Origin of the sequence: Halomarina litorea (assembly GCF_024227715.1) — an archaeon.
GTDB classification, from domain to species: Archaea; Halobacteriota; Halobacteria; order Halobacteriales; family Haloarculaceae; genus Halomarina; species Halomarina litorea.
Genome location: NZ_CP100448.1, coordinates 236,745 through 257,058 on the forward strand (window position 1 = coordinate 236,745; position 20,314 = coordinate 257,058).

Here is a 20,314-nt window from a genome sequence, read left to right on the forward strand (position 1 = left end):
CATTCAGCGGCACAACGGCAGTTTTATCAACAACCATCAAAAATGGAGGGTTGGAATGACAGACAGTAGCGGACATTCGCGGCGTCGGTTCCTGCAGGCGACCGGTGGTGCGGCGGGGGCCGCAGCGCTGGCCGGCTGCCTCGGGTTCGGCGGCGACGGCGACGGCAGCGGTGGTGGCAACGGTTCGGGCAACGGGAGCGGCGAGCCCCAGAAGGGTGGTACCTACCGGAAGCTCAACTCGACGATCACCACGTTCGACCCCGTCGCGGCCGGCGACACGGCGTCGGGTCAGATCGTCCAGCAGCTCTTCGACGGCCTGATGAACTACCCCAACGGGGAGACGAACGTCACCGAACTGCTCGCGAAGGGCTACGAGCGCAGCGAGGACTTCAAGCAGTACACGTTCACGCTCAAGGACGCGACGTTCCACAACGGCGACAAGGTCACCGCGTCGGACTTCAAGTACTCCTTCGAGCGGCTGGCACGCTCGCCACACTCGGTACGGTCGTACTTCATCCTCGACTCGCTGGGCGTCGTCCACGAGACGGACGACCAGGGCAACTACAAGCCCGACACGCTCGGCGTCGAGGCCCAAAACGAGACGACACTCGTCATCAACCTCAACGAGGCGTTCGCCTCGACGCTCCAGATGCTCGCGTACTCGTCGTTCGCGGCGCACCCCGTCGACTCTGTAGCCGGCGGCATCGGGAACGAGACGACGGAGAGCGGCGACCCGAGCAGCGCCTACACCGAGTTCGCACAGAAGGCACCCATCGGTGCCGGTCCGTTCCAGTTCGTCAACTGGAACAAAGGTATCTCGGCGGACGCCGAGCGCTACGACGACTACCACGGCCAGACGGCCTACGTCGACAAGGTCCACTGGCAGGTCATCGAGGACGACGAGGCAGCCTTCCAGTACGCGATGGAGAAGAACGTCGACACGTTCGGCATCCCGACCGCGAAGTACTCCCCGAGTAAGGTCACGAACACCTCGAAGGACGAGAAGGGCCGCACCATCGGCGAGTACGGTCCCCTGCAGGCCAACGGCGAGACCGTCGAGTACCTGAAGGTACCCGAGGTCTCGACGTTCTACTTCGCGTTCAACACCGCGAAGGTCCCCAAGGCCGTCCGGCAGGCCGTCGCGTACGTGACCAACCAACAGCAGCTCTCCTCGCAGGTCTTCAAGGACCGCCAGCAGCCCGCCTACCACCTCACGCCGCCGCTCATCTACCCCGGCGCGAACCCTGGCCAGGAGTACGACTCGCACGTCAGCGACGCCTACCCCTACGGGAAGGAGTCGCAGATCGACGAGGCGACCCGCGTGATGGAGGAGGCCGGCTACGGCCCCGACAACACGTTCAGCCTGAACTTCACGCACTACGAGTCGCAGGTCTGGAGCGAGATCGCCCAGATCCTCAGCCAGCAGCTCGGGCAGGCCCACGTCGACATGAGCATCGAGCAGGCGAAGTTCGCAACGTTGCTCGAGCGCGGTCAGAAGGGTGACCTCGAGGCGTACACCCTCGGCTGGATCGCCGACTGGCCGGCGCCGGACAACTTCCTGCAGCTCATCTACCCCCCGAACACCCACACCGGCAAGACGGGTGTGCTGACGTACACCAACTGGGGTCGCGACGAGCCGACGGCGGCGTCCCAGAAGGCGACGGAAGCCTGGAAGACCATCCAGAACAACCCACAGCCGACCGACGAGGCCCAGCAGGCCCGCAACGAGGCGTACATCAAGATGGAGGAGGCGAACTGGGAGGACGTCGTCCTCGTCAACGCCTTCCACGGTGCGACCGAGCGCTTCATGTACTCCTACATGCACGCACCCAAGTTCGGTGCGATGGGCCCGTCCCGTCAGAAGTACAACACCTTCTGGAAGGAACAGAGCGCTCGCGGCACGGTCAGCGGTACGCCGCCGAACCCCAACGGCTCGAACAGCAGCTAAGTCGACAGCGCGTCGACACAGCGACCGTTTTTGCACGCGCCGTGTGCACGTTCCGCAGGGCGGATACGAAAGTGATAATTGCCGCAACGAAAAACAGAGCGACAAGCCTACCATGACAACCACTTACAGCGACGACGGGCCTTCGCACGCCGCGGGGAGCCGTCGGCAGCCGGACGGTGGGGAGCCATGAGCCGCTGGAGTTACTTCCTCCGACGGCTGGTGCTCGCCATCCCCGTCCTGCTGTTCTCGATGTCCATCGCGTTCCTCATCATCCGCGTCGGCCCGACGGACCCGGTGTCGGCCATCGTGGGGACACAGAACGACCCGCAGTACCGCCTCGCCGTCGCCAAGAGCATCGGCATCAGAGACGCCCAGGGGAACCTCATCCCTCTCTGGCAGCAGTACATCGACTTCATGACGAACCTGCTGACGTTCGACCTCGGCCAGTCGTGGGTCATCAGCCGGGGGACCTCGGTTCAGGAACTCATCGCCAGTCGTGCCCCTGCGACCGTCTGGCTCGGCTTCTGGTCGGTGCTCGTGGCCATCCTCGTCGGCATCCCGCTGGGGTTCTACGCGGGGCTAAACCCCAACACGCTCTCGGACTACACCGCCTCCTTCGGCGGTATCGTCTGGCGAGCGATGCCGAACTTCTGGATCGGCATCATCCTCATCGCCGTCCTCGTCCAGTCCAACCAGTTGACCAACGGGCTCTTCGACTGGACGACGTGGCTCGGCATCGAGGTCAACGTCATCACCGCACCGCCGCTGAACGACCTCTCCAACCCCGAGAACCTGCTGGTCGCCATCAAGCAGATTCTCCCGGCCGCCCTCGTCCTCGGGTCGGCCTCGATGGGCAACGAGATGCGCATCGGGCGGACGGCCATCTTGGAGACCATCAACTCGAACTACGTGGAGACGGCCCGCGCGAAGGGCCTCCCCGAGCGTATCATCGTCTGGAAGCACGTCTTCCGGAACGCGCTCATCCCGCTGGTCCCCATCATCACCGCCGAGGCGTTCATCCTCCTCGGCGGGGCGGTCATCGTCGAGTCCGTCTTCGGCATCAACGGGATGGGGAAGCTGTTCTTCGACGCGGCGCTGCAGGGTGACCTCCCGCTCGCAGGGTCGCTCATCTTCATCTTCGTCCTCTTTACGCTGGCCGTGAACATTCTGCAGGACTTCCTGTACACCATCATCGACCCCCGAATCGGGTACGAGTGACCAATGAGCGAACGACATCACCCCGACGAAGTACCGCTTCGCCAGCGCGTTCAGGCGAACCCCCGACCCGCCATCGTGTGGACCGCCGGGTTCGCGCTGTTGTTGCTGGCCGAGTTCGGCGCGCTGGCGACTGTCCTCGTCGACCTCGTGACGCTCGCGGCGAGCGTCGTCGTCAACGTCGCCCACCTGGCCACCAGCCCGGTCCTCCCGGGGGTCGGTGCCGAGGTCAGCGCGTTCCTCGCGAGCGCACGGGACGTCGCACAGGCGCTGCCGACGCTGCTCTCACGGGAACTCATCCCAAATCAGGGCTACCAGACGAGTGCGAACGGCCCGTGGGAGGGGACCTTCCTCGGGCTGCCCCCCGCGTTCGCGTGGGGTCTCCGCGTGTTCCTCGTCTACGCGTACATCTTCGTGTTCCTCTACTGGCTCTGGTACGGCTACCGCGTGTTCGTCGACCACTACCGACACGCCGACTGGACGCCCCGCGACGACGTGGTGCGCCGGATGCGCAACCACCGCTGGGGGCAGTTCGGTCTCGTCGTCGTCGTCCTGTTCGTCGGCCTCGCGCTGTTCGCGCCGACGGTGTCGCCGACGACCTACGAGGAGGACGTCCTCAGCCCGTACGGCAACCAGGTACAGTACTTCGACGAAGAGGCGGGTGAGCTGAAGGAGACGACCGTCGGCGACGCGAACCTCCAGTCGGCCTCCCGAGGCGGGACCAACCCCGAACTCAACACGGGGCCGATGGAGTACGACGAGTTCGGCCGGTTCCACCCGTTCGGCACGATGCCGAACCCGGGCGGTGACCTGTTCACCTTCATGGCCTACGGCGCGCGCGTCTCGCTGTTCATCGGCCTCACGGCCATCGCCATCAGTGGCTTCCTCGCCGCGTCGTTCGGCCTCATCACGGCCTACTACAAGGGGCTGGCCGACCTCGCGGTGGTGGTCGTGAGCGACTCCATCCAGGCCATCCCGGCCATCCTGTTGCTCATCCTGATGTCCGTGGTGTTCAACGACCACTGGATCGCGGACTTCTACAACGGGGGGTTGCTCATCGCACTCGTCTTCGGGGCCATCGGCTGGCCGGCGCTGTGGCGCGCCGTCCGTGGTCCCGCCTTCCAGGTCTCCGAACAGGAGTGGGTCGACGCCGCCCGGTCGTACGGCCAGCGGGCCGACCGGACGATGCGCAAGCACATGCTGCCGTACATCCTCGGCTACCTGCTCGTCTACGGGTCGCTGACCATCGGCGGCATCATCATCACGACGTCCGCGCTGACGTTCCTCGGCATCGGCATCAACCCGCCGACCCCCGAGTGGGGCCGGGCAGTCGCAGACGGCCGGAGCTACGTCGTCACGCAGTCGTGGCACATCGCATTCATCCCGGGCGTCCTCGTGGTCCTCGTCGTGACCGCGTTCAACGCCATGGGTGACGGCATCCGCGACGCCATCGACCCACAGAGCGAGGGCGGCGAGGCGGCTACCGAGGCCGCCGCCGCAGGGGGTGGCGGATGAGCTTCCAGATGAACCGGACCGAGGAACCGGTCCTCGCCGTGGAGAACCTCCGGACGACGTTCTTCACGGACAAGGAGACCATCCGCGCGGTCGACGACATCAGCTACGACATCCACGAGGGCGAGACCGTCGGCATCGTCGGCGAGTCCGGGTCGGGCAAGTCCGTCACCGCCCGGTCCATCATGGGCCTCATCGAGTCGCCGGGTCGCGTCATGGGCGGGTCTATCCGCTTCCGGCACGCCGAGACCGTCGACCGCCTCGCCGCGCAGTACCCCAAGCGAACCGTGGACGTGGCGGACCTCCGCGAGCGACACGACACCGTCGACCTCGTCCAGCGCCTGTTCGACGAGGGCGTCACCGCCGGCGAACTGACCGACGGCCGCCACGAGGACGCCACCGCCGAAGGGCTGGTTCGCGAGGGACACGTCGACATGCGCGACCTCGTGGAGGGTGGCTACACCACCCGACTCGGCATCACCAGCGAGAAGGCGTTCGTCGTCCGCGACGGCGACGACAGCTACGTCGAGGTGACGAACATGCCGAAGGAGGGCCTCCGACGGATGCGCGGCAGCGGCATCGCGATGATCTTCCAGGACCCGCTGACCTCGCTGAACCCGGTGTACACCGTCGGGAACCAGATCAAGGAGGCCATCCGCCTCCACCAGGGGCTGACGGGCAAGGCGGCCACCGACGAGGCCATCCGCCTGCTGGAGGCCGTCTCCATCCCGGACGCCCGCCGCCGCATCGACGAGTACCCCCACCAGTTCTCCGGCGGGATGCGCCAGCGGGCGGTCATCGCGATGGCGCTGGCCTGCCAGCCGGAACTGCTCATCTGCGACGAGCCGACCACCGCACTGGACGTGACGATTCAGGCCCAGATTCTGGAGCTTCTGGAGGAGATTCAGGAGGAACGCGGCCTGTCCATCATGTTCATCACCCACGATATGGGCGTCATCGCCGAGATCGCAGACCGGGTGAACGTGATGTACGCCGGCGAACTCGTCGAGAGCGCGCCGGTCGACGTCCTGTTCGAGAACCCGAAGCACCCCTACACGCAGGGGCTGTTGGAGTCCATCCCGAGTCGGAACGTCGGGAAGGAGCGCCTGCGGACCATCACGGGCGACGTGCCGACGCCGAACGAGAAACCGACGTACTGTCGGTTCGCCCCGCGCTGTCCGGAGGCGTTCGACGCCTGCGAAGCCGTCCACCCGGTCAACGTGGACGTGAGCGAGACGGAGGCCGACCACACCGCGGCCTGCCTCCTCTACCCGGAGGACATGACCCGCGAGGACGCCGTCGCCTTCCACCGACAGAAGGGTGGGGAGACGGCGACCGTGGGGACGGGCACCGTCGGTGGCAACGGTCGGGGCAGCAGCGAGGTGAACGACGATGAGTAACGAAGGAGTGTTACAGGAACAGCGACAGACCCAGCGCGACGTACTCGTCGAGGTCAACGGACTGAAGACGTACTACGAGGGCGGTGGCCTCGTCACCTCCCGGCCGGTGAAGGCCGTCGACGGCGTCGACTTCCAGATCGAACGCGGCGAGACGCTTGGTCTCGTCGGCGAGTCCGGGTGTGGGAAGACGACCCTCGGGCGGACGCTCGTCCGCCTCGAACGCGCCACCGACGGCGAGGTGCTGTTCGACGGGCGGGACATCACCACCTTCAGCGGGAAGGAACTCAAGCGCTGGCGGCGCGACGCACAGATCGTCTTTCAGGACCCCGAGTCGAGCCTGAACGACCGGATGACGGTCGGCGAGATCATCCAGGAGCCACTCGACGTCCACGAGTGGCCGCAACTCGACGTCGGCGTCGTGGGGACCTCGAAGGACATCGAGGTGACCGGCGACGGCGTCTACGCGCCCGACGACCGCGAACCCGACATCACGGTCGACGCGGGGACCGGCGAGGCGCGCGTCCGCGAGGGGATACCGATGGAGGACGACCGCGTGAGCGCGACGGTCCGCGAGAGCAGCGACACCGTCACCGTGGACGTGGAGGTGTCCGTCTCCAAGAAGCGCCTCCGGCGTGCGCGCGTCCGCGAACTCCTGACGACGGTGGGGCTCCGCGAGGAGCACTACTTCCGCTACCCCCACCAGTTCTCGGGCGGCCAGCGCCAGCGCATCGGCATCGCCCGCGCGCTGGCGCTCGAACCGGAGTTCGTCGTGCTCGACGAACCCGTCTCCGCGCTGGACGTCTCCGTGCAGGCGAAGATCCTCAACCTGCTGGGCGACCTGCAAGACGAGTTCGGCCTCACGTACCTGTTCATCGCCCACGACCTCTCGGTGGTCCGGCACATCTGTGACCGGGTCGCGGTGATGTACCTCGGCCACATCATGGAGATCGGCGACACCGAGGAACTCTTCGAGAACCCGAAGAACCCCTACACCTACTCGCTGCTGTCGGCCATCCCGGAGACGGACCCGACAACCGAGAAGGACCGGGTGACCCTGCGGGGGACGCCGCCGAGCCCGCGGGACCCGCCCCAGGGCTGTCCGTTCAGCACGCGCTGTCCGGTGAAGATCCGCCCCGCGGAGTACGAGCACCTCGACGACGAGGTGTGGGAGCGCGTCGAACTGCTCCGAGAGATCCTCCGGGAGCGCGAGCGCGCGGAGAAGAGCGTCACGGAGCGCGCGAAGGCGGTCCTCGGCATGGAGACGCGCTTCTCGGACATCGACGAGGTGCGCCACGAGGTGTTCGACGGCGTCGAGATGCCCGAGGAGGTCCGGCGACCGGTCGAGGACGCCGTCGAGTCCGTCCGGTCGGGCGACGAGGCGGCCGCCCGCGACCGGATGCGCGAGGCCTTCGGAAGCGTCTGTGACACCGACAAACCCGAACACCACCCCGTGAGCGACTCCGGGCGGACGAGCTACTGTCACCGGCACCTCGACGAGTACGAGGAGCCCGAACCGGAGTTCGAGCGCCTCATCCACTGATGGACGACGACGAGCGCGGCCAGTACGCACGCGAGTTCGGGGCGGTCGAGCGGCCCTCCCGGCGCGGGCGACAGGCGGTGGACGCGCTCGGATACGCCGTCGCGGTGACGCTGACCGTCGCCGCCGTCGTCGGCGTCCTCAGCCTCGCGCTCGGCGCGGGGCTCAACGGCGTCAAGTACGGCCTGTTCGTCGTGGGCATCCTGCTGTTCGGCGTGGCGACGCTGAAGCTCCGGCCGACCGCGCCGTACAGCGACGCGCGGAACCTCCTGCCGACCGACAGCGGCGAGGAGTCGGGGTTCCAGGCGGCCGTGCAGGGGGCGATTCCCGCGCGATACCGCCTCTCGCCGGACGAGCGGGTGTCCGACGCACTGAAGCTGTTTCTGGCGAGCGTGCTCGTCCTCGCCGTCTCGTTCGTCATGGAGCGGGTGTTCGGCGTCGCGGTGCCCGGCGCGAGCTAGGGGCCGAGCAACAGATTTTACCGGGTCTATCGCCCACGTCCGGCCATGCCCGAGACAGGTGGCGACCGCGACTACGCCGACGAGATCGCCAGTAACGCCGACGTGCTGAAGGGCGCGTGGCAGGCGACCATCGGCGAGATGCGGGCGATGGGCGAGGAACTGGAAGCGGACGGCTGGTCGGTGACGACGGTTGGTGCCGACCACACCGCCCCCGAACCGCCAGACGTGGGCCGCTCGGGGCGCTTCGGCCTCGTGTACGTCGTCCCCGACAACTACGCCCGCGAGGTGCGCCGGGCCATCGCCGCGGCGGCGGACGTTGACGTGGACGACCTCGACACCGACGAGCCGCGCGAACTCGACGCGTTCGGCCGGTACGAGGTGTTCCGTAACGAGTCGAGCGGCAACGCCTTTCAGGTGACGGCGCTGTACGACGACGACTCGAAGACGGCGCTGCTGGTCGCCGGGTCGTACGAACTGCGTCACGCCCCGCCGCTGATGAAGGCCGCACTGGAGCGTGGCGAGATGTACACCCACATCCAGACGCTCGACGAGACGCCCGTCGGAAGCTTCTACCACGACGACTGGGAGCTGTTCTTCCCCAACGCACGCCAGCGCCTCGGCCTCGTCGAGGGCGAGACGCCGGACGAGGACTGACTCGCCAGGCGGGGCGTCGGACGAGACGTCCGCGGCGCGGTCGGCGTCCCCCGGAGGTTCGCGCCGGTTCGGGCGACCGTGCGGGGGATGAACGCAGATGTGTAAGGCCTTTGTAGGCGCGCGGAGTCGAATGGGTATGAACGTCGCAGACGCCATGACGCCGCGCGAGGAGGTCGTGACGGTGTCGTTGCCCGGTACGCGCGACGACGCCCTGGAGTACCTCCGTGCGGGCGAGTTCTCCTCGGTCGCCGTCGTGAAAGAGGAAGACGGCGAGGAGGTCTTCCGGGGCCTCGTCTCGCGGGAAGCGCTCATCGACAACCCCGACGAGGACCAGTTGGCACTGCTCGTCGACGAGGGCCCGACGACGGCCGCGGACGCGTCGCTCGACGACCTCGCGGCCCTGATGCGCGAGCACGACGCCCGGCGCGTTCCGGTCGTCGACGGCGACGCCCTCGCTGGCATCGTCACCATCACCGACGTGGTCCGGGCCATCGCCTCGGGCGACGCCGACGGTGAGACGTCCGTGGGCGACCTCGCGACGCGCAGCATCAACACGCTGTACACAGGCACGCCACTGGGCGTCGCCGAACGCCAGCTCTCGCTGGCGAACGTCCCCTACGGCATCGTCATCGACGACGAGCGGGAGGTGGCGGGCATCCTCACCGACGCCGACCTCATCGAGGTGGCGGAGGTCGTCGAGGGCGAGGACGACACGGGCGAGTCCATCGCCAACGAGGACGACGAGTGGATGTGGGAGGGCATCAAGGCCGTCGGCAACCGCCACGTCCCGACGCGCAACGTCATCTTTCCCGAAGGGACCGTCAGGGAGTTCATGAGCGACGACCTCGTGACCGTCTCGCGGACGAAGACGGCCTACGACGTGGCCCGCCTCCTGCTGTCGAACGACATCGAACAGGTCCCCCTGATGAACGGCGGCGACCTCGTCGGCGTCGTCCGCGACATGGACCTCCTGAAGGCGCTATGACCGGCAGCGAGAGCGACGGCGAACGCCTCGCGGAGCTCGCCAAGCGCCGGGGCTTCTTCTTCCAGGCCAGCGAGTCCTACGGCGGCGTCGCCGGCTTCTACGTCTACGGCCCGCAGGGCGCCTCGCTCAAGCGCAACCTCGAGGACGCGTGGCGCGACCGCTACGTCACCCGTGAGGGCCACATGGAGATCGACGCGCCGACGGTCATGCCCGAAGCCGTCTTCGAGGCGTCGGGCCACCTCGACGGCTTCGACGACATGATCATCGAGTGCCCGGAGTGCGGCGAGAGCCACCGCGCGGACCACCTCGTCGAGGACGAGACGGGCATCGAGGAGGCAGAGAGTCTCCCCATCGCCGAGGTCGAGGCCATCATCGCCGAGAACGACCTCGTCTGTCCCTCCTGCGGCGCGGAACTCGCGGACGTGCCCGTCTCGGAGTTCAACCTCATGTTCGGCACGAACATCGGCCCCGGTTCCTCCGCGCCGGGCTACCTCCGCCCGGAGACGGCACAGGGCATCTTCGTGGAGTTCCCGCGCCTGAAGGAATACGCCCGCGGCAAGCTCCCGTTCGGCGTGGCGCAGATCGGCGAGGCCTACCGCAACGAGATTTCGCCCCGAAGGGCGCTCATCCGCGTCCGGGAGTTCACGCAAGCGGAGTTAGAGCACTTCGTGGACCCCGAGACGGACGAACCGCCCCTGCACCGCGTCGAGGACGTGGAACTCCCGCTGTACTCGGCCGCCGACCAGGAGGCGAGCGCGGAACGGAGTTCCGCGGAACAGTCGAGCGGCGACGAGCCGCGAGACGAGGAGGGCGGCATCGAGTACCTGACCGTCCGCGAGGCCGTCGACGAGAACGTCATCACGAGCGACTGGGTGGCGTTCTATCTCGGTCTCTCGCTCGGCTGGTACGAGCGCATCGGCGTGGACATGGACCGCTTCCGGTTCCGCCAGCACCTCCCGGGCGAACTCGCTCACTACGCGAGCGACTGCTGGGACGCCGAGGCCGAACTCGGCGGCAACTGGGTCGAGGTGACCGGTTTCGCCTACCGGAGCGACTACGACCTCTCGAAGCACGCCGCCCACGCCGACGACGACTTCACCGTCTTCCGGCAGTACGACGAGCCGATTTCCGTCGAGCGCGCCACCGTCGACCCGGACATGAGCTACCTCGGTCCCGAGTTCGGCGGCGCGGCCGCCGACATCGCCGAGGAACTGGCGAGTCTCGCCGCCGAGGACCGCTCGGCGTTCGACGGCGAGGAGGTCGTCGTGGAGGTCGACGGCGAGGCGTACTCGATACCCGTCGAGAAGACCGGCTTCGCGGTCCGCGAGGTCACCGAGTCGGGCGAGCACATCACGCCGCACGTCGTCGAACCCTCCTTCGGCGTCGGCCGCCTCCTCTATACGGTCCTCGACCACGCCTACCGCGAGGACGAGGTCGACGGCGAACCGCGCACCTACCTCGAACTCCCGGCGGAACTCGCCCCGACCACCGTCGGCGTCTTCCCCCTGATGTCGAAAGACGGCCTCGACGACGCGGCCCGCGACATCGCGGAGACCCTGCGGGCGGCGGGCCTCACGGTCGCCTACGACGACTCGGGTGCCATCGGTCGGCGCTACCGCCGGCAGGACGAGATCGGGACGCCGTACTGCGTCACCGTCGACTACGAGTCGCTGGAGGAGGACACCGTGACGCTGCGGGACCGCGACTCGACCGAGCAGGTGCGCGTCCCGGTCGCCGACCTCCCCGAGCGAATCGCCGCCCTCCGCGCCGGCGCACCGTTCGACGAGGTCACAGAGGGGTAACGTGCACCCGGAGGTCGAACGGCGACTCGTCCACGTGACGGGGGCAGTGGTCCCGCTCGCGTGGTTCGTCGACCTCGTCCCGTGGTGGGGCGTCCAGGTCGTGTGGACCGGCGGCGCGGCCGTCGCCCTCGTCCTCGAAGCCCTCCGCCTCTCGGGGCGGCTGAACTGGCGAATCTTCGCGAAGTTGACCCGCGAGTACGAACAGGAGAACCTCGCGGGCTACGCGCTGTACATGCTCTCGATGGCCGCCGTCTCGTGGCTGTTCGTCCCGACGGTGGCCGCGCCGGGCATGTTGATGCTCGCCGTCGGCGACCCGATAAGCGGTCTGCTCGGGTCGGGGGAACTGCGCTCGATGAAGCAGGCGACGTCGCTGCTGGCGATGTTCGGCGTCTGCCTGCTCATCGCGTTGGCGTTCGTCTCGACGATACCCGCGATACTGGGGGCGGCGGCGGCGACTTTGGCCGACGGCGTGAAACCCGTCGTCCGCGGGTACGTCGTCGACGACAATCTCACCATCCCGCCGGCCGCCGCCGTCGGCATCACCGTCGGTATCCTGCTGGTCTGACCCTCGCTCGGGCGGGGCGACAGTCCGTCCCACCCGGTGACTCACGCACAGGTGACGTTTTTACCCGTTCGCCCCGGTCCATCGGTATGGGCGTCTACGAGAGCGACCTGCCGGGGGTCGGCAAGAAGTTCGAGGTCGAACTCGACGGGGATACGCGACTCGTCATCGTCATCCACAACACGGGCAGGCGGGAGGTGTACCTCCGGGAGGGCGAGGGGGACGCGGACCGCCTGTTCGAGCTCTCGGACCGTCTCGCCCGGCAGATCGGGACCATCCTCGAGGGGGCGTACTTCCAGCCCATCCGCACCGAGAGCATCGACACGATGCTGAGCGACGACGCCCTCATCGAGTGGACGAAGGTCCCGGACGACTCGCCGCTGGTGGGACAGACGCTCGCGGGGGCCGACCTCCGCCAGCGGACGGGCGCGTCCGTCATCGCCATCCAGCGCGGGGAGGAGACCATCACGAACCCCAGCGCAGACACGGAGATTCGAACCGGCGACACCCTCGTCGTCATCGGGTCCCAGGAGGCCTGCCGGGCGCTCGGCGACATCGCGGACGGGGAGTAGATGGCGGAGACGTCCCTGTTGACCGTCGGGGCGATGTTCGCCGCCGTCGCCCTGGCGGGGGCGAGCGCACGTCGCCTCGGCCAGTCGGTCATCCCCTTCTACATCGTCGCCGGCGTCCTCGTCAACCCGTACGTCGCGGGCGAACTCGACCTGCCGGCGATTCCCGACAGCGAGTTCGTCACCGTCCTCGCCGAACTGGGAATCGTCTTCCTGCTGTTCTTCCTCGGCCTCGAGTTCAGCATCGACCGCCTGCTGGAGAGCGGCCCCAGACTGCTGAAAGCGGGTGCGCTCGACCTCGTGGTGAACTTCTCTGCGGGGTTCCTGCTGGGGCTGGCGGTCGGGTGGTCGGTCGTCGAGGCGTTCGTCCTCGGCGGGGTCATCTACATCTCCTCCAGCGCCATCATCACGAAGAGCCTCATCGATCTCGGCTGGATCGCCAACCCCGAGAGCGAACCGATGCTCGGGACGCTCGTCTTCGAGGACCTCGCCATCGCCGTCTATCTGGCGGTCCTCTCGGCCATCGTCCTCGGTGGCGGGGAGCTGTCGGTCGCCCTCCGGGGCATCGGCATCGCGGCCGCCTTCCTGCTCATCTTGCTGATGGGGGTGTACTACGGCGGGACGCTGTTCGACCGGTACCTCCGGGTGGACACGAACGAGTCGTTCGTCCTCCGGGCGGTTGCGGCCGCGACGCTCGTCGCCGGAATCGCGCTCGCACTCGGCGTCAGCGAGGCCGTCGCGGCCTTCTTCGTCGGGATGGGGTTCTCGAGTACGGACCACGTCGAGAAGCTCGAACGCCTGCTCGCGCCGCTGCGGGACACCTTCGCGGCGGTCTTCTTCTTCTGGATCGGCGTCACGACCGACCCCGTGCTGGTCGCCGGCACCGTCGGGTTGCTCGCCCTCGCCGTCGTCGTCAGCACGCCGACGAAGTTCGCGACGGGCTACCTCGCAGGACGGCTGTACGACCTCGACCCGCGCCGGTCGGTCCGCGTCGGGGCGGGGCTGGTCACGCGCGGGGAGTTCTCGCTCATCATCGCGGCGCTGGTCACCGCCGGGGGGACGCCCGTGCTCTCGGAGGTCATTCCGGCGTTCGCCGTCGGCTACGTCCTCGTGATGAGCGTCCTCGGGACGACGCTGATGGGCTACGCCGACCGCCTCGCGGCGCTCCTCCCCGACCGGGTGACGGAGGCCGACGCGGGGACGGAGGCGACGTAGGGTCGCTTCACTTTCACCCCGATACGCGAACCCTTAACCAGCATCGAGCGATACTCCTGTGAAATGGCGGCCACCAGCGAGGGCGAGACCATCGACCGCCCACTGCTCACGCCGGGGATGCTCCAGCGGCGGAACTACCAGCTGGAACTCGCCGAGGAGGCCTGCCGGACGCACACGCTCGTCTGTCTCCCGACGGGGCTGGGGAAGACGGCGGTGAGCCTGCTCGTCACCGCCCGCAGGCTCCACGAGGCCGGCGGCACGTCGCTCCTGCTCGCGCCGACGAAACCGCTCGTCCAGCAACACGCCGACTTCTACCGCGAGGCGCTGACGGTCCCCGACGACGAAATCGTCGTGTTCACCGGGGAGGTCCGCCCCGACGACCGGGCCGAACTGTGGGAGTCCGCGCGCGTCGTCGTCGCCACGCCGCAGGTGGTCGAGAACGACCTCGTGGGCAACCGCATCTCGCTCGAAGGCGTCACCCATCTCACCTTCGACGAGTGCCACCGGGCGACGGGCGACTACGCGTACAACTACATCGCCGAGCGCTACCACGCCGACTGCGGGGAGCGACGCTCCCCGGGCAACCGGAACGCTCCGCGTTCCGGTGACGCCGCCGACCCCCTCGTGACCGGGATGAGCGCCTCACCGGGCGGCGACGAGGAGGAGATACTCACCGTCTGTGAGAACCTCGGTCTGCGCGAGGTGGCGGTGATGACCGAGGACGACTCCGACGTGAGCGAGTACACCCACAAGACGGAGGTGGAGTGGGAGCGCGTCGAACTGCCCGAGGAGGTCATCGAGATACGCGACGCGCTGAACGAGGTCATCTCCGACCGACTGGAGAAGCTGAAGGGACTGGGCGTCACGAACTCCACCAGCCCGGACATGTCCCAGCGCGATTTGAACAAGATTCGCGCGGAACTCCAGCGGATGATCAACGCCGACCAGTCGGAGGGGTATCAGGGGATGTCCGCGCACGCGGAGATAATGAAGCTCCGGCGGGCGGTCGAACTCGTCGAGACGCAGTCCGTCGAGTCCACCCGGCGGTACTTCGAGCGCCAGCGCAACGCGGCCCGGTCGTCTGGCGCGTCGAAGGCCGCCCAGCGGTTCGTCTCCGACCCGCGCGTCCAGGAGGCGATGCGGCGGGCAGAGTCCTACGACGACCTCCACCCGAAGTTCCGCCGGGCGCGCATCCTCCTCGCCCAGACGCTGGGTATCGAGGGCGGTCAGCGCGTCATCGTGTTCACCGAGTCCCGGGACACCGCCGAGACGCTGACCGAGTTCTTCGGCGGGCACTTCGAGACGCGCAAGTTCGTCGGGCAGGGCGACAAGGAGGGTTCCGACGGGATGACCCAGAAACAGCAACAGGAGACGCTCGACGCCTTCCGGGCCGGCGAGTTCGAGGTGCTGGTCTCCACGAGCGTCGCCGAGGAGGGACTGGACGTCCCGGAGGTGGACCTCGTGCTGTTCTACGAACCCGTCCCGAAGGGCATCCGCGCCATCCAGCGCAAGGGTCGGACCGGCCGGCAGACCGAGGGGAAGGTCCACGTCCTTCTCGCGGAGGACACGCGCGACGAGGCGTACTTCTGGATCTCTCGGCGCGAGGAGAAGCGCATGGAGGAGGAACTGCGCTCGCTGAAGGGGATGGCCGGCGAGGTGAACGCCGAACTCGGACAGGCAGGCCTCGACGCCTTCGAGAGCGCGGCACCCGAGGAAACCGGAGGAGACGAGGACGGGACGCCCGCGAACGCGGAGGCGGACGGCGGCGCCACGGACGAGGAACCGGCGGCCGCACCCCACGACGGCCAGTCCGGGCTGGACTCCTTCGCGGCACCACCCGACGAACCCGACGACGGGGACGAGGAGACGACCGGCGCCGAGTCCGAGGCCGGCGGCGAGGAACCCGAGGGCACCGTCGAGACGGCCCGCGGCGACGGCGACACCGTGGAGATCGTCGCCGACCAGCGCGAACTCGACGCGACCATCGCGCGCGACCTCTCGACGCGCGAGGGCATCGAGACGCGACTGGAGACGCTGGCAGTGGGCGACTACGTCCTCTCGGACAGGGTGGTGGTCGAGCGCAAGTCCGTCGCCGACTTCCTCGATACGCTCACCGGCGGCGACCGCTCGATGTTCGAGCAGGTGAAAGACGCCGCGCGGCACTACTCGCGGCCCGTCGTCGTCATCGAGGGCGACCGCCTCTACGAGGAGCGCAACGTCCACCCCAACGCCATCCGAGGGGCCATCTCCGCCCTCGCGGTGGACTTCGGGGCCTCGGTGCTGCGGACGACCGACCAGAAGGACACCGCGGACCTGCTGGAGGTCATCGCCCGGCGCGAACAGGAAGAGTCGAAGCGCTCGGTGAACGTCCACGGCGAGAAGGCCGCCAAGACGCTCACCGAACAGCAGGAGTACGTGGTGAGCGCAATCGCGGACATCGGGCCGGTGACCGCACGCGCCCTCCTCGAAGAGTTCCGCACCGTCGAGGCGGTGATGACCGCCCGCGAGGAGGACCTCCTGGAGGTGAAGGGCGTCGGGCAGGTCACGGCCGAGCGCATCCGGGAAGTCGTCGGGAGCGAGTACGAGTAGGCGTCCGAGCGCGCCAGTCCGAGACACGCCTCCCGAAGACCCTTTCCGACCCCGCCGCACCCCGAGACATGGACGACGTGGTCGCCGCGGCTCTCGACGGGGCGTTCCCGGGGCGTGCGGTGGAGACGGTCGAGGAGACGGGTCCCTCGTGGAACGAGGAGAACCGAACGGTCAGAGTCGAGTTCGTCGACGGCGAGGCGGTCTACCTGAAGACGACGACGGGCAACGGGACGCGCTTCGCCCGCGAACGGGCCGTCGTGGCGTACGTCGCGGCGACCACCGAGGTACCGGTCCCAACCGTACCAGCGTGTGACCCCGACGGGAGCGTGCCGTATCTCGTCACCGCGCCCGTCGAGGGCGAGAGCCTGCTGGGACCGTGGTACGACCGCGACGTGGCGGAGCGCCTCCCCCTCGCCCGGGCGGTCGGACGGACGCTGGCGCGCGTCCACGGCCTGCGCTTCGAGGGCCACGGCCGCGTCGTCGGGGGGAATTCGGAGGAACTCGAACTCAACGGGAAACCGTGGCCAGACCTCCTCGTCGAACAGATACGGGAGGCGCGGCGCATCGCGCCCTCGGAGCGATTCGGCCGCCACTACGACGCCGTCGTGGCGACAGTGGAGGCCAACCGGGACCTGCTCTCCCCGGCTCCGGCGACGCTGTGTCACGGCGACCCCGCGATTCCGAACTGCTTTCTCACCGACGGTGAGGTGGGCCTGCTGGACTGGGAACGGGCACACGTCGGCGACCCGGCGCGCGACCTCTACCGGACGCGCCGCCAACAACTCGATGCGATGCGCGAGGACGCCCCCGAGGAACTCGTGGGAGCGCTCTACGACGGCTACCGCGAGGTGGCCGGTGGACTCCCCGAGGGGTTCGCGGCGCGACGACCCGTCTACGAGGCGGTGTGGTTCCTCAGCTACTCGGGGTTCTTCGACAACTGGGTCGAGTTCCGCGACGAGCCTCGGGGGGAACTCGCCGAGTGGGTCGAGGCGGGGATGAAGCGCCGACTGGCCGCGATTCGGTAGGTCAGTCCTGGCGCGCGTGGAACGCCTCGACGCAGTCGAACAGCGCCTCCCGGCGTCGTTCGAGGGTGAGGAAGTGCGACCCGCCGGCGAGTTCGGCGTACTCCTTCTCGGCCGCCCCCAGTGCGTCGTACAGGCCGAGGGCGTCCGCCCGGGTGGCCGTCGCGTCGAGCGACCCCCGGACGACGAGCGTGGGGGTCGTAATGCGTCCCGCGTCGTAGCGCGGCCCCTCCTCCGCGGCTTCCCGGAGGTCCACGAGCGTCCCGTTCGGCGCGCGGACCGAAGGCGTTCCGTCCGAATCGATTCCCTGCCCGGACTCGAGAAGGACCTCCCAGAACGTCCCGGCGACACCCGGTTCGCGGTGGGTCGCGGGGTCGGCGTCGCCGAAGTGGGCGTCCCAGCGCTCGCGGACCCGTTCCTCCGAGACGACGCGGTAGGCGTCGAGGCCGCCCCCGAGGTCCGGGCGACCCTCGGGGAAGGTGTGGACCGGGGCGAGTTGCGTGAGCGAGGCCACCGCGGGCGAGCGTTCGGCGAGCAGGCGACCGCAGAGGATGGACCCCCACGAGTAGCCGACGAGGTGGACCCGGTCGTGGCGCGCGGCGACGTGGTCGAGGGCGCACGCGACGTCTCCCACCGCGACGTCACCCCGCACCGCGGGCGGGTTGTCGCCGGCGGGCGCGTCGAGTTCGGGTGGCGCCTCGCTGTCGCCGTAGCCCCTCACGTCGAGGGCGTAGGCGGGCCTCCCCCCGTCCGCGCAGGCGTCCAGCCACGACGCGCCGGGGAGGTCGAACACCGCCCGGCCGGGGTAGGTCGCGCCGTGGACGAACAGGACGGCCTCGCCGGAGGGGGCCTCGGGCGTCGCGCGGTGGAGTCGCAGGCGCGTGCCGTCGTCCGCGTGGACGGTCCGGCCGGACTCGCCGGGAGCGTCGCTGGGGGTGTCGGTCATGTGTCGACCACGGCGGTGGGGGAGAAAAGTGTGGAGTGTGTCAGCGTTCGGCGCGGCGGACCGCTGCCAGCGCGTCGGCGGCATCTTCGACCGCGGTGAGGTACTCCCGGGCGCGCGCGAGATCGTCCGCGGACTCCGCCTCGCGGGCGAAGCGGGTCACGGTCCGACCGAGGGACTCGCGGGCGTCCGAGAGGTCGGCGAACTGGCCGGGGGCGGAGGGTTCGGGTGCGGTCGGCGGGGTGGGTTCACGCGTCGGCGGGGCCGGGGAAGCGCGGTCCGTCGGCGACGGGGCGTCCTGTCCCCCCGTGGCCGCCTCGCCGGGCACGTCCTCCTCCGGTCCCAGCTGGACGTCGACCTGTGCGTCTGCGTGGCCGGGGACCGACTCGGGGTTGGGGGGTGCGCCGTTCGACGCGTCGACGGACCCCTCCTGTTCGGGTGTCTCCGAGGCCGAGGCCGAGTCCGGAGACTGCTGGCTCTCCTCGGCCTGCTGGGCCTGCTGAGCGGCCTGCTTGACGCGCGTGCCCTCGGCGGCGGAGCAGGTGGGACAGAACTCCTCGCCCTGCCAGCGGAAGATGGGGTCGCCGCAGTCGTCGCAGTGCTTGTTCGTCATCGTCGCCCCCTTCAGGAGGAGTTCGCTCATGCGCTGGGTCGTCTCGCGCTTGCGGTCGTCCTCCGCGAACTGCTCGCGGAGTTTCTCCCGTTCGGCCTCCTTGTCGAACTCGCTCATGTGCGCTCGAAGGCGGTCCGGGGCGAAAAGAACTGCGACGCGTCGACGGTCCCGGCGGGGTCGAACGGTGGAATCGTCCGAGCGGCGTCTCCTACCATCGGACACTGCGGGGCCGGCTCCGCCGTCCATCGGTAAGCGGCGTATTCAGCGATAAGCGGGGGTTTCGAAGCGCTTAACCGGAATCCGTGGGACCGTTGTGACATGGCAAAAGTCAGCGTCGTCGGTGCGGCCGGGACGGTCGGTGCCGCGGCCGGGTACAACATCGCGCTTCGTGACATCGCGGACGAACTCGTCTTCGTCGACATCCCCGACAAGGAAGACGAGACGGTCGGGCAGGCCGCAGACGCCAACCACGGCGTCGCCTACGACTCGAACACCGAGGTGTACCAGGGGACCTACGAGGACACCGCGGGTTCGGACGTGGTCGTCATCACGGCCGGCATCCCCCGCCAGCCCGGCCAGACCCGAATCGACCTCGCGGGCGACAACGCGCCCATCATGGAGGACATCGGCTCGTCGCTCGCCGAACACAACGACGACTTCGTCTCCATCACCACCTCGAACCCGGTGGATCTGCTGAATCGCCACCTCTACGAGTCGGGCGAGCGCGCTCGCGAGAAGGTCATCGGCTTCGGCGGCCGCCTCGACAGCGCCCGCTTCCGCTACGTCCTCTCGCAGGAGTTCGATGTGCCCGTCCGCAACGTTGAGGCGACCATCCTCGGCGAGCACGGCGACGCGCAGGTGCCCGTCTTCTCGAAGGTCCGCGTCGACGGCCGCGACCCCGAGTTCTCCGCCGACGAACGCGAGCGCATTCTCGGCGACCTGCAGGAGTCCGCGATGAACGTCATCGAGCGCAAGGGCGCGACCGAGTGGGGCCCCGCGACGGGCGTCGCCCACATGGTCGAGGCCGTCCTGCGCGACACGGGCGAGGTCCTCCCCGGGAGCATCGCCCTCGACGGCGAGTTCGGACTGGACGACGTGGGCCTCGGCGTCCCCGTCAAACTCGGGTCGAACGGCGTCGAGGAGGTCGTCGAGTGGGACCTCACCGGAGACGAGGAGGAACTGCTGGACGAGGCCGCCGACAAGCTCTCCGAGCAGTACGCGAAAATCTCGTAAGGTCGTTCTCCCCGGCGAACCCGCTTCTTTCGCGCCCGCTTCGTGAGCGACGGC

The 20,314-nt window shown here is 68.6% G+C and carries 17 protein-coding genes; 15 read left to right on the top strand and 2 right to left on the bottom strand.

The features are described 5' to 3' along the window. Positions 1 to 55: 55 nt before the first annotated feature. The 14 genes from NKG96_RS01310 to NKG96_RS01375 all read left to right on the top strand — a co-directional run bounded on the left by NKG96_RS01310 (position 56) and on the right by NKG96_RS01375 (position 17,474). A complete protein-coding gene (locus NKG96_RS01310) occupies positions 56 to 1,948 on the top strand; it encodes an ABC transporter substrate-binding protein (RefSeq protein WP_254536663.1) in 1,893 nt (630 codons plus the stop codon). Positions 1,949 to 2,134: 186 nt separating this feature from the next. Then, the gene (locus NKG96_RS01315) at positions 2,135 to 3,166 is read left to right on the top strand and encodes an ABC transporter permease (RefSeq protein ID WP_254536664.1); all 1,032 of its coding nucleotides are present in this window, start codon (positions 2,135 to 2,137) and stop codon (positions 3,164 to 3,166) included. 3 nt (positions 3,167 to 3,169) lie between these two features. Beyond that, complete coding sequence (locus NKG96_RS01320; RefSeq protein ID WP_254536665.1) at positions 3,170 to 4,678, top strand: ABC transporter permease; 1,509 nt, start codon at positions 3,170 to 3,172, stop codon at positions 4,676 to 4,678. After that, on the top strand, positions 4,675 to 6,075 hold the full coding sequence (locus NKG96_RS01325) for an ABC transporter ATP-binding protein (RefSeq protein WP_368409267.1): 1,401 nt from the start codon (positions 4,675 to 4,677) through the stop codon (positions 6,073 to 6,075). The genes NKG96_RS01320 and NKG96_RS01325 overlap by 4 nt, the downstream gene beginning before the upstream one ends. Beyond that, complete coding sequence (locus NKG96_RS01330) at positions 6,068 to 7,615, top strand: ABC transporter ATP-binding protein (protein ID WP_254536666.1); 1,548 nt, start codon at positions 6,068 to 6,070, stop codon at positions 7,613 to 7,615. Before NKG96_RS01325 ends, NKG96_RS01330 begins: the two co-directional genes overlap by 8 nt. Next, positions 7,615 to 8,073, top strand: coding sequence for a DUF7555 family protein (locus NKG96_RS01335; RefSeq protein WP_254536667.1), 459 nt, complete (start codon positions 7,615 to 7,617; stop codon positions 8,071 to 8,073). The genes NKG96_RS01330 and NKG96_RS01335 overlap by 1 nt, the downstream gene beginning before the upstream one ends. A 45-nt stretch (positions 8,074 to 8,118) precedes the next feature. After that, positions 8,119 to 8,727, top strand: coding sequence for a DUF7529 family protein (locus NKG96_RS01340; protein WP_254536668.1), 609 nt, complete (start codon positions 8,119 to 8,121; stop codon positions 8,725 to 8,727). Between the two features lie 136 nt (positions 8,728 to 8,863). Then, on the top strand, positions 8,864 to 9,712 hold the full coding sequence (locus tag NKG96_RS01345; protein WP_254536669.1) for a CBS domain-containing protein: 849 nt from the start codon (positions 8,864 to 8,866) through the stop codon (positions 9,710 to 9,712). Beyond that, entirely contained in the window at positions 9,709 to 11,514 is a 1,806-nt protein-coding gene (gene glyS, locus NKG96_RS01350) for a glycine--tRNA ligase (RefSeq protein WP_254536670.1), read from the top strand. The genes NKG96_RS01345 and glyS overlap by 4 nt, the downstream gene beginning before the upstream one ends. A 1-nt stretch (position 11,515) precedes the next feature. Beyond that, positions 11,516 to 12,079 carry a diacylglycerol/polyprenol kinase family protein gene (locus tag NKG96_RS01355; protein ID WP_254536671.1) on the top strand — a complete coding sequence of 188 codons (564 nt, stop codon included), beginning with the start codon at positions 11,516 to 11,518 and terminating at the stop codon, positions 12,077 to 12,079. Between the two features lie 86 nt (positions 12,080 to 12,165). Then, positions 12,166 to 12,648: a cation:proton antiporter regulatory subunit gene (locus NKG96_RS01360; protein ID WP_254536672.1), complete on the top strand. Its 483-nt coding sequence runs from the start codon at positions 12,166 to 12,168 to the stop codon at positions 12,646 to 12,648. Continuing rightward, a complete protein-coding gene (locus NKG96_RS01365) occupies positions 12,649 to 13,860 on the top strand; it encodes a cation:proton antiporter (protein ID WP_254536673.1) in 1,212 nt (403 codons plus the stop codon). 63 nt (positions 13,861 to 13,923) lie between these two features. Further along, on the top strand, positions 13,924 to 16,449 hold the full coding sequence (locus tag NKG96_RS01370) for a DEAD/DEAH box helicase (RefSeq protein ID WP_254536674.1): 2,526 nt from the start codon (positions 13,924 to 13,926) through the stop codon (positions 16,447 to 16,449). Positions 16,450 to 16,517: 68 nt separating this feature from the next. After that, positions 16,518 to 17,474: a phosphotransferase family protein gene (locus NKG96_RS01375; protein WP_254536675.1), complete on the top strand. Its 957-nt coding sequence runs from the start codon at positions 16,518 to 16,520 to the stop codon at positions 17,472 to 17,474. A gap of 1 nt (position 17,475) precedes the next feature. On the opposite strand, the gene NKG96_RS01380 is transcribed toward NKG96_RS01375, so the two are convergent. Then, entirely contained in the window at positions 17,476 to 18,417 is a 942-nt protein-coding gene (locus NKG96_RS01380; RefSeq protein WP_254536676.1) for an alpha/beta hydrolase, read from the bottom strand. 40 nt (positions 18,418 to 18,457) lie between these two features. Continuing rightward, entirely contained in the window at positions 18,458 to 19,144 is a 687-nt protein-coding gene (locus NKG96_RS01385) for an Sjogren's syndrome/scleroderma autoantigen 1 family protein (protein WP_254536677.1), read from the bottom strand. A 201-nt stretch (positions 19,145 to 19,345) separates the two neighbouring features. Between NKG96_RS01385 and mdh the strand changes: the two genes are divergently transcribed. Beyond that, positions 19,346 to 20,260, top strand: a complete 915-nt coding sequence (mdh, locus tag NKG96_RS01390) for a malate dehydrogenase (RefSeq protein WP_254536678.1) — start codon at positions 19,346 to 19,348, stop codon at positions 20,258 to 20,260. Positions 20,261 to 20,314: the final 54 nt, after the last annotated feature.

Coding starts and splice junctions, on each gene's coding strand:
- NKG96_RS01310 (WP_254536663.1), top strand. CDS start 56: ATGACAGACAGTAGCGGACATTCGCGGCGTCGGTTCCTGCAGGCGACC.
- NKG96_RS01315 (WP_254536664.1), top strand. CDS start 2,135: ATGAGCCGCTGGAGTTACTTCCTCCGACGGCTGGTGCTCGCCATCCCC.
- NKG96_RS01320 (WP_254536665.1), top strand. CDS start 3,170: ATGAGCGAACGACATCACCCCGACGAAGTACCGCTTCGCCAGCGCGTT.
- NKG96_RS01325 (WP_368409267.1), top strand. CDS start 4,675: ATGAGCTTCCAGATGAACCGGACCGAGGAACCGGTCCTCGCCGTGGAG.
- NKG96_RS01330 (WP_254536666.1), top strand. CDS start 6,068: ATGAGTAACGAAGGAGTGTTACAGGAACAGCGACAGACCCAGCGCGAC.
- NKG96_RS01335 (WP_254536667.1), top strand. CDS start 7,615: ATGGACGACGACGAGCGCGGCCAGTACGCACGCGAGTTCGGGGCGGTC.
- NKG96_RS01340 (WP_254536668.1), top strand. CDS start 8,119: ATGCCCGAGACAGGTGGCGACCGCGACTACGCCGACGAGATCGCCAGT.
- NKG96_RS01345 (WP_254536669.1), top strand. CDS start 8,864: ATGAACGTCGCAGACGCCATGACGCCGCGCGAGGAGGTCGTGACGGTG.
- glyS (WP_254536670.1), top strand. CDS start 9,709: ATGACCGGCAGCGAGAGCGACGGCGAACGCCTCGCGGAGCTCGCCAAG.
- NKG96_RS01360 (WP_254536672.1), top strand. CDS start 12,166: ATGGGCGTCTACGAGAGCGACCTGCCGGGGGTCGGCAAGAAGTTCGAG.
- NKG96_RS01365 (WP_254536673.1), top strand. CDS start 12,649: ATGGCGGAGACGTCCCTGTTGACCGTCGGGGCGATGTTCGCCGCCGTC.
- NKG96_RS01370 (WP_254536674.1), top strand. CDS start 13,924: ATGGCGGCCACCAGCGAGGGCGAGACCATCGACCGCCCACTGCTCACG.
- NKG96_RS01375 (WP_254536675.1), top strand. CDS start 16,518: ATGGACGACGTGGTCGCCGCGGCTCTCGACGGGGCGTTCCCGGGGCGT.
- NKG96_RS01380 (WP_254536676.1), bottom strand. CDS start 18,417: ATGACCGACACCCCCAGCGACGCTCCCGGCGAGTCCGGCCGGACCGTC.
- NKG96_RS01385 (WP_254536677.1), bottom strand. CDS start 19,144: ATGAGCGAGTTCGACAAGGAGGCCGAACGGGAGAAACTCCGCGAGCAG.
- mdh (WP_254536678.1), top strand. CDS start 19,346: ATGGCAAAAGTCAGCGTCGTCGGTGCGGCCGGGACGGTCGGTGCCGCG.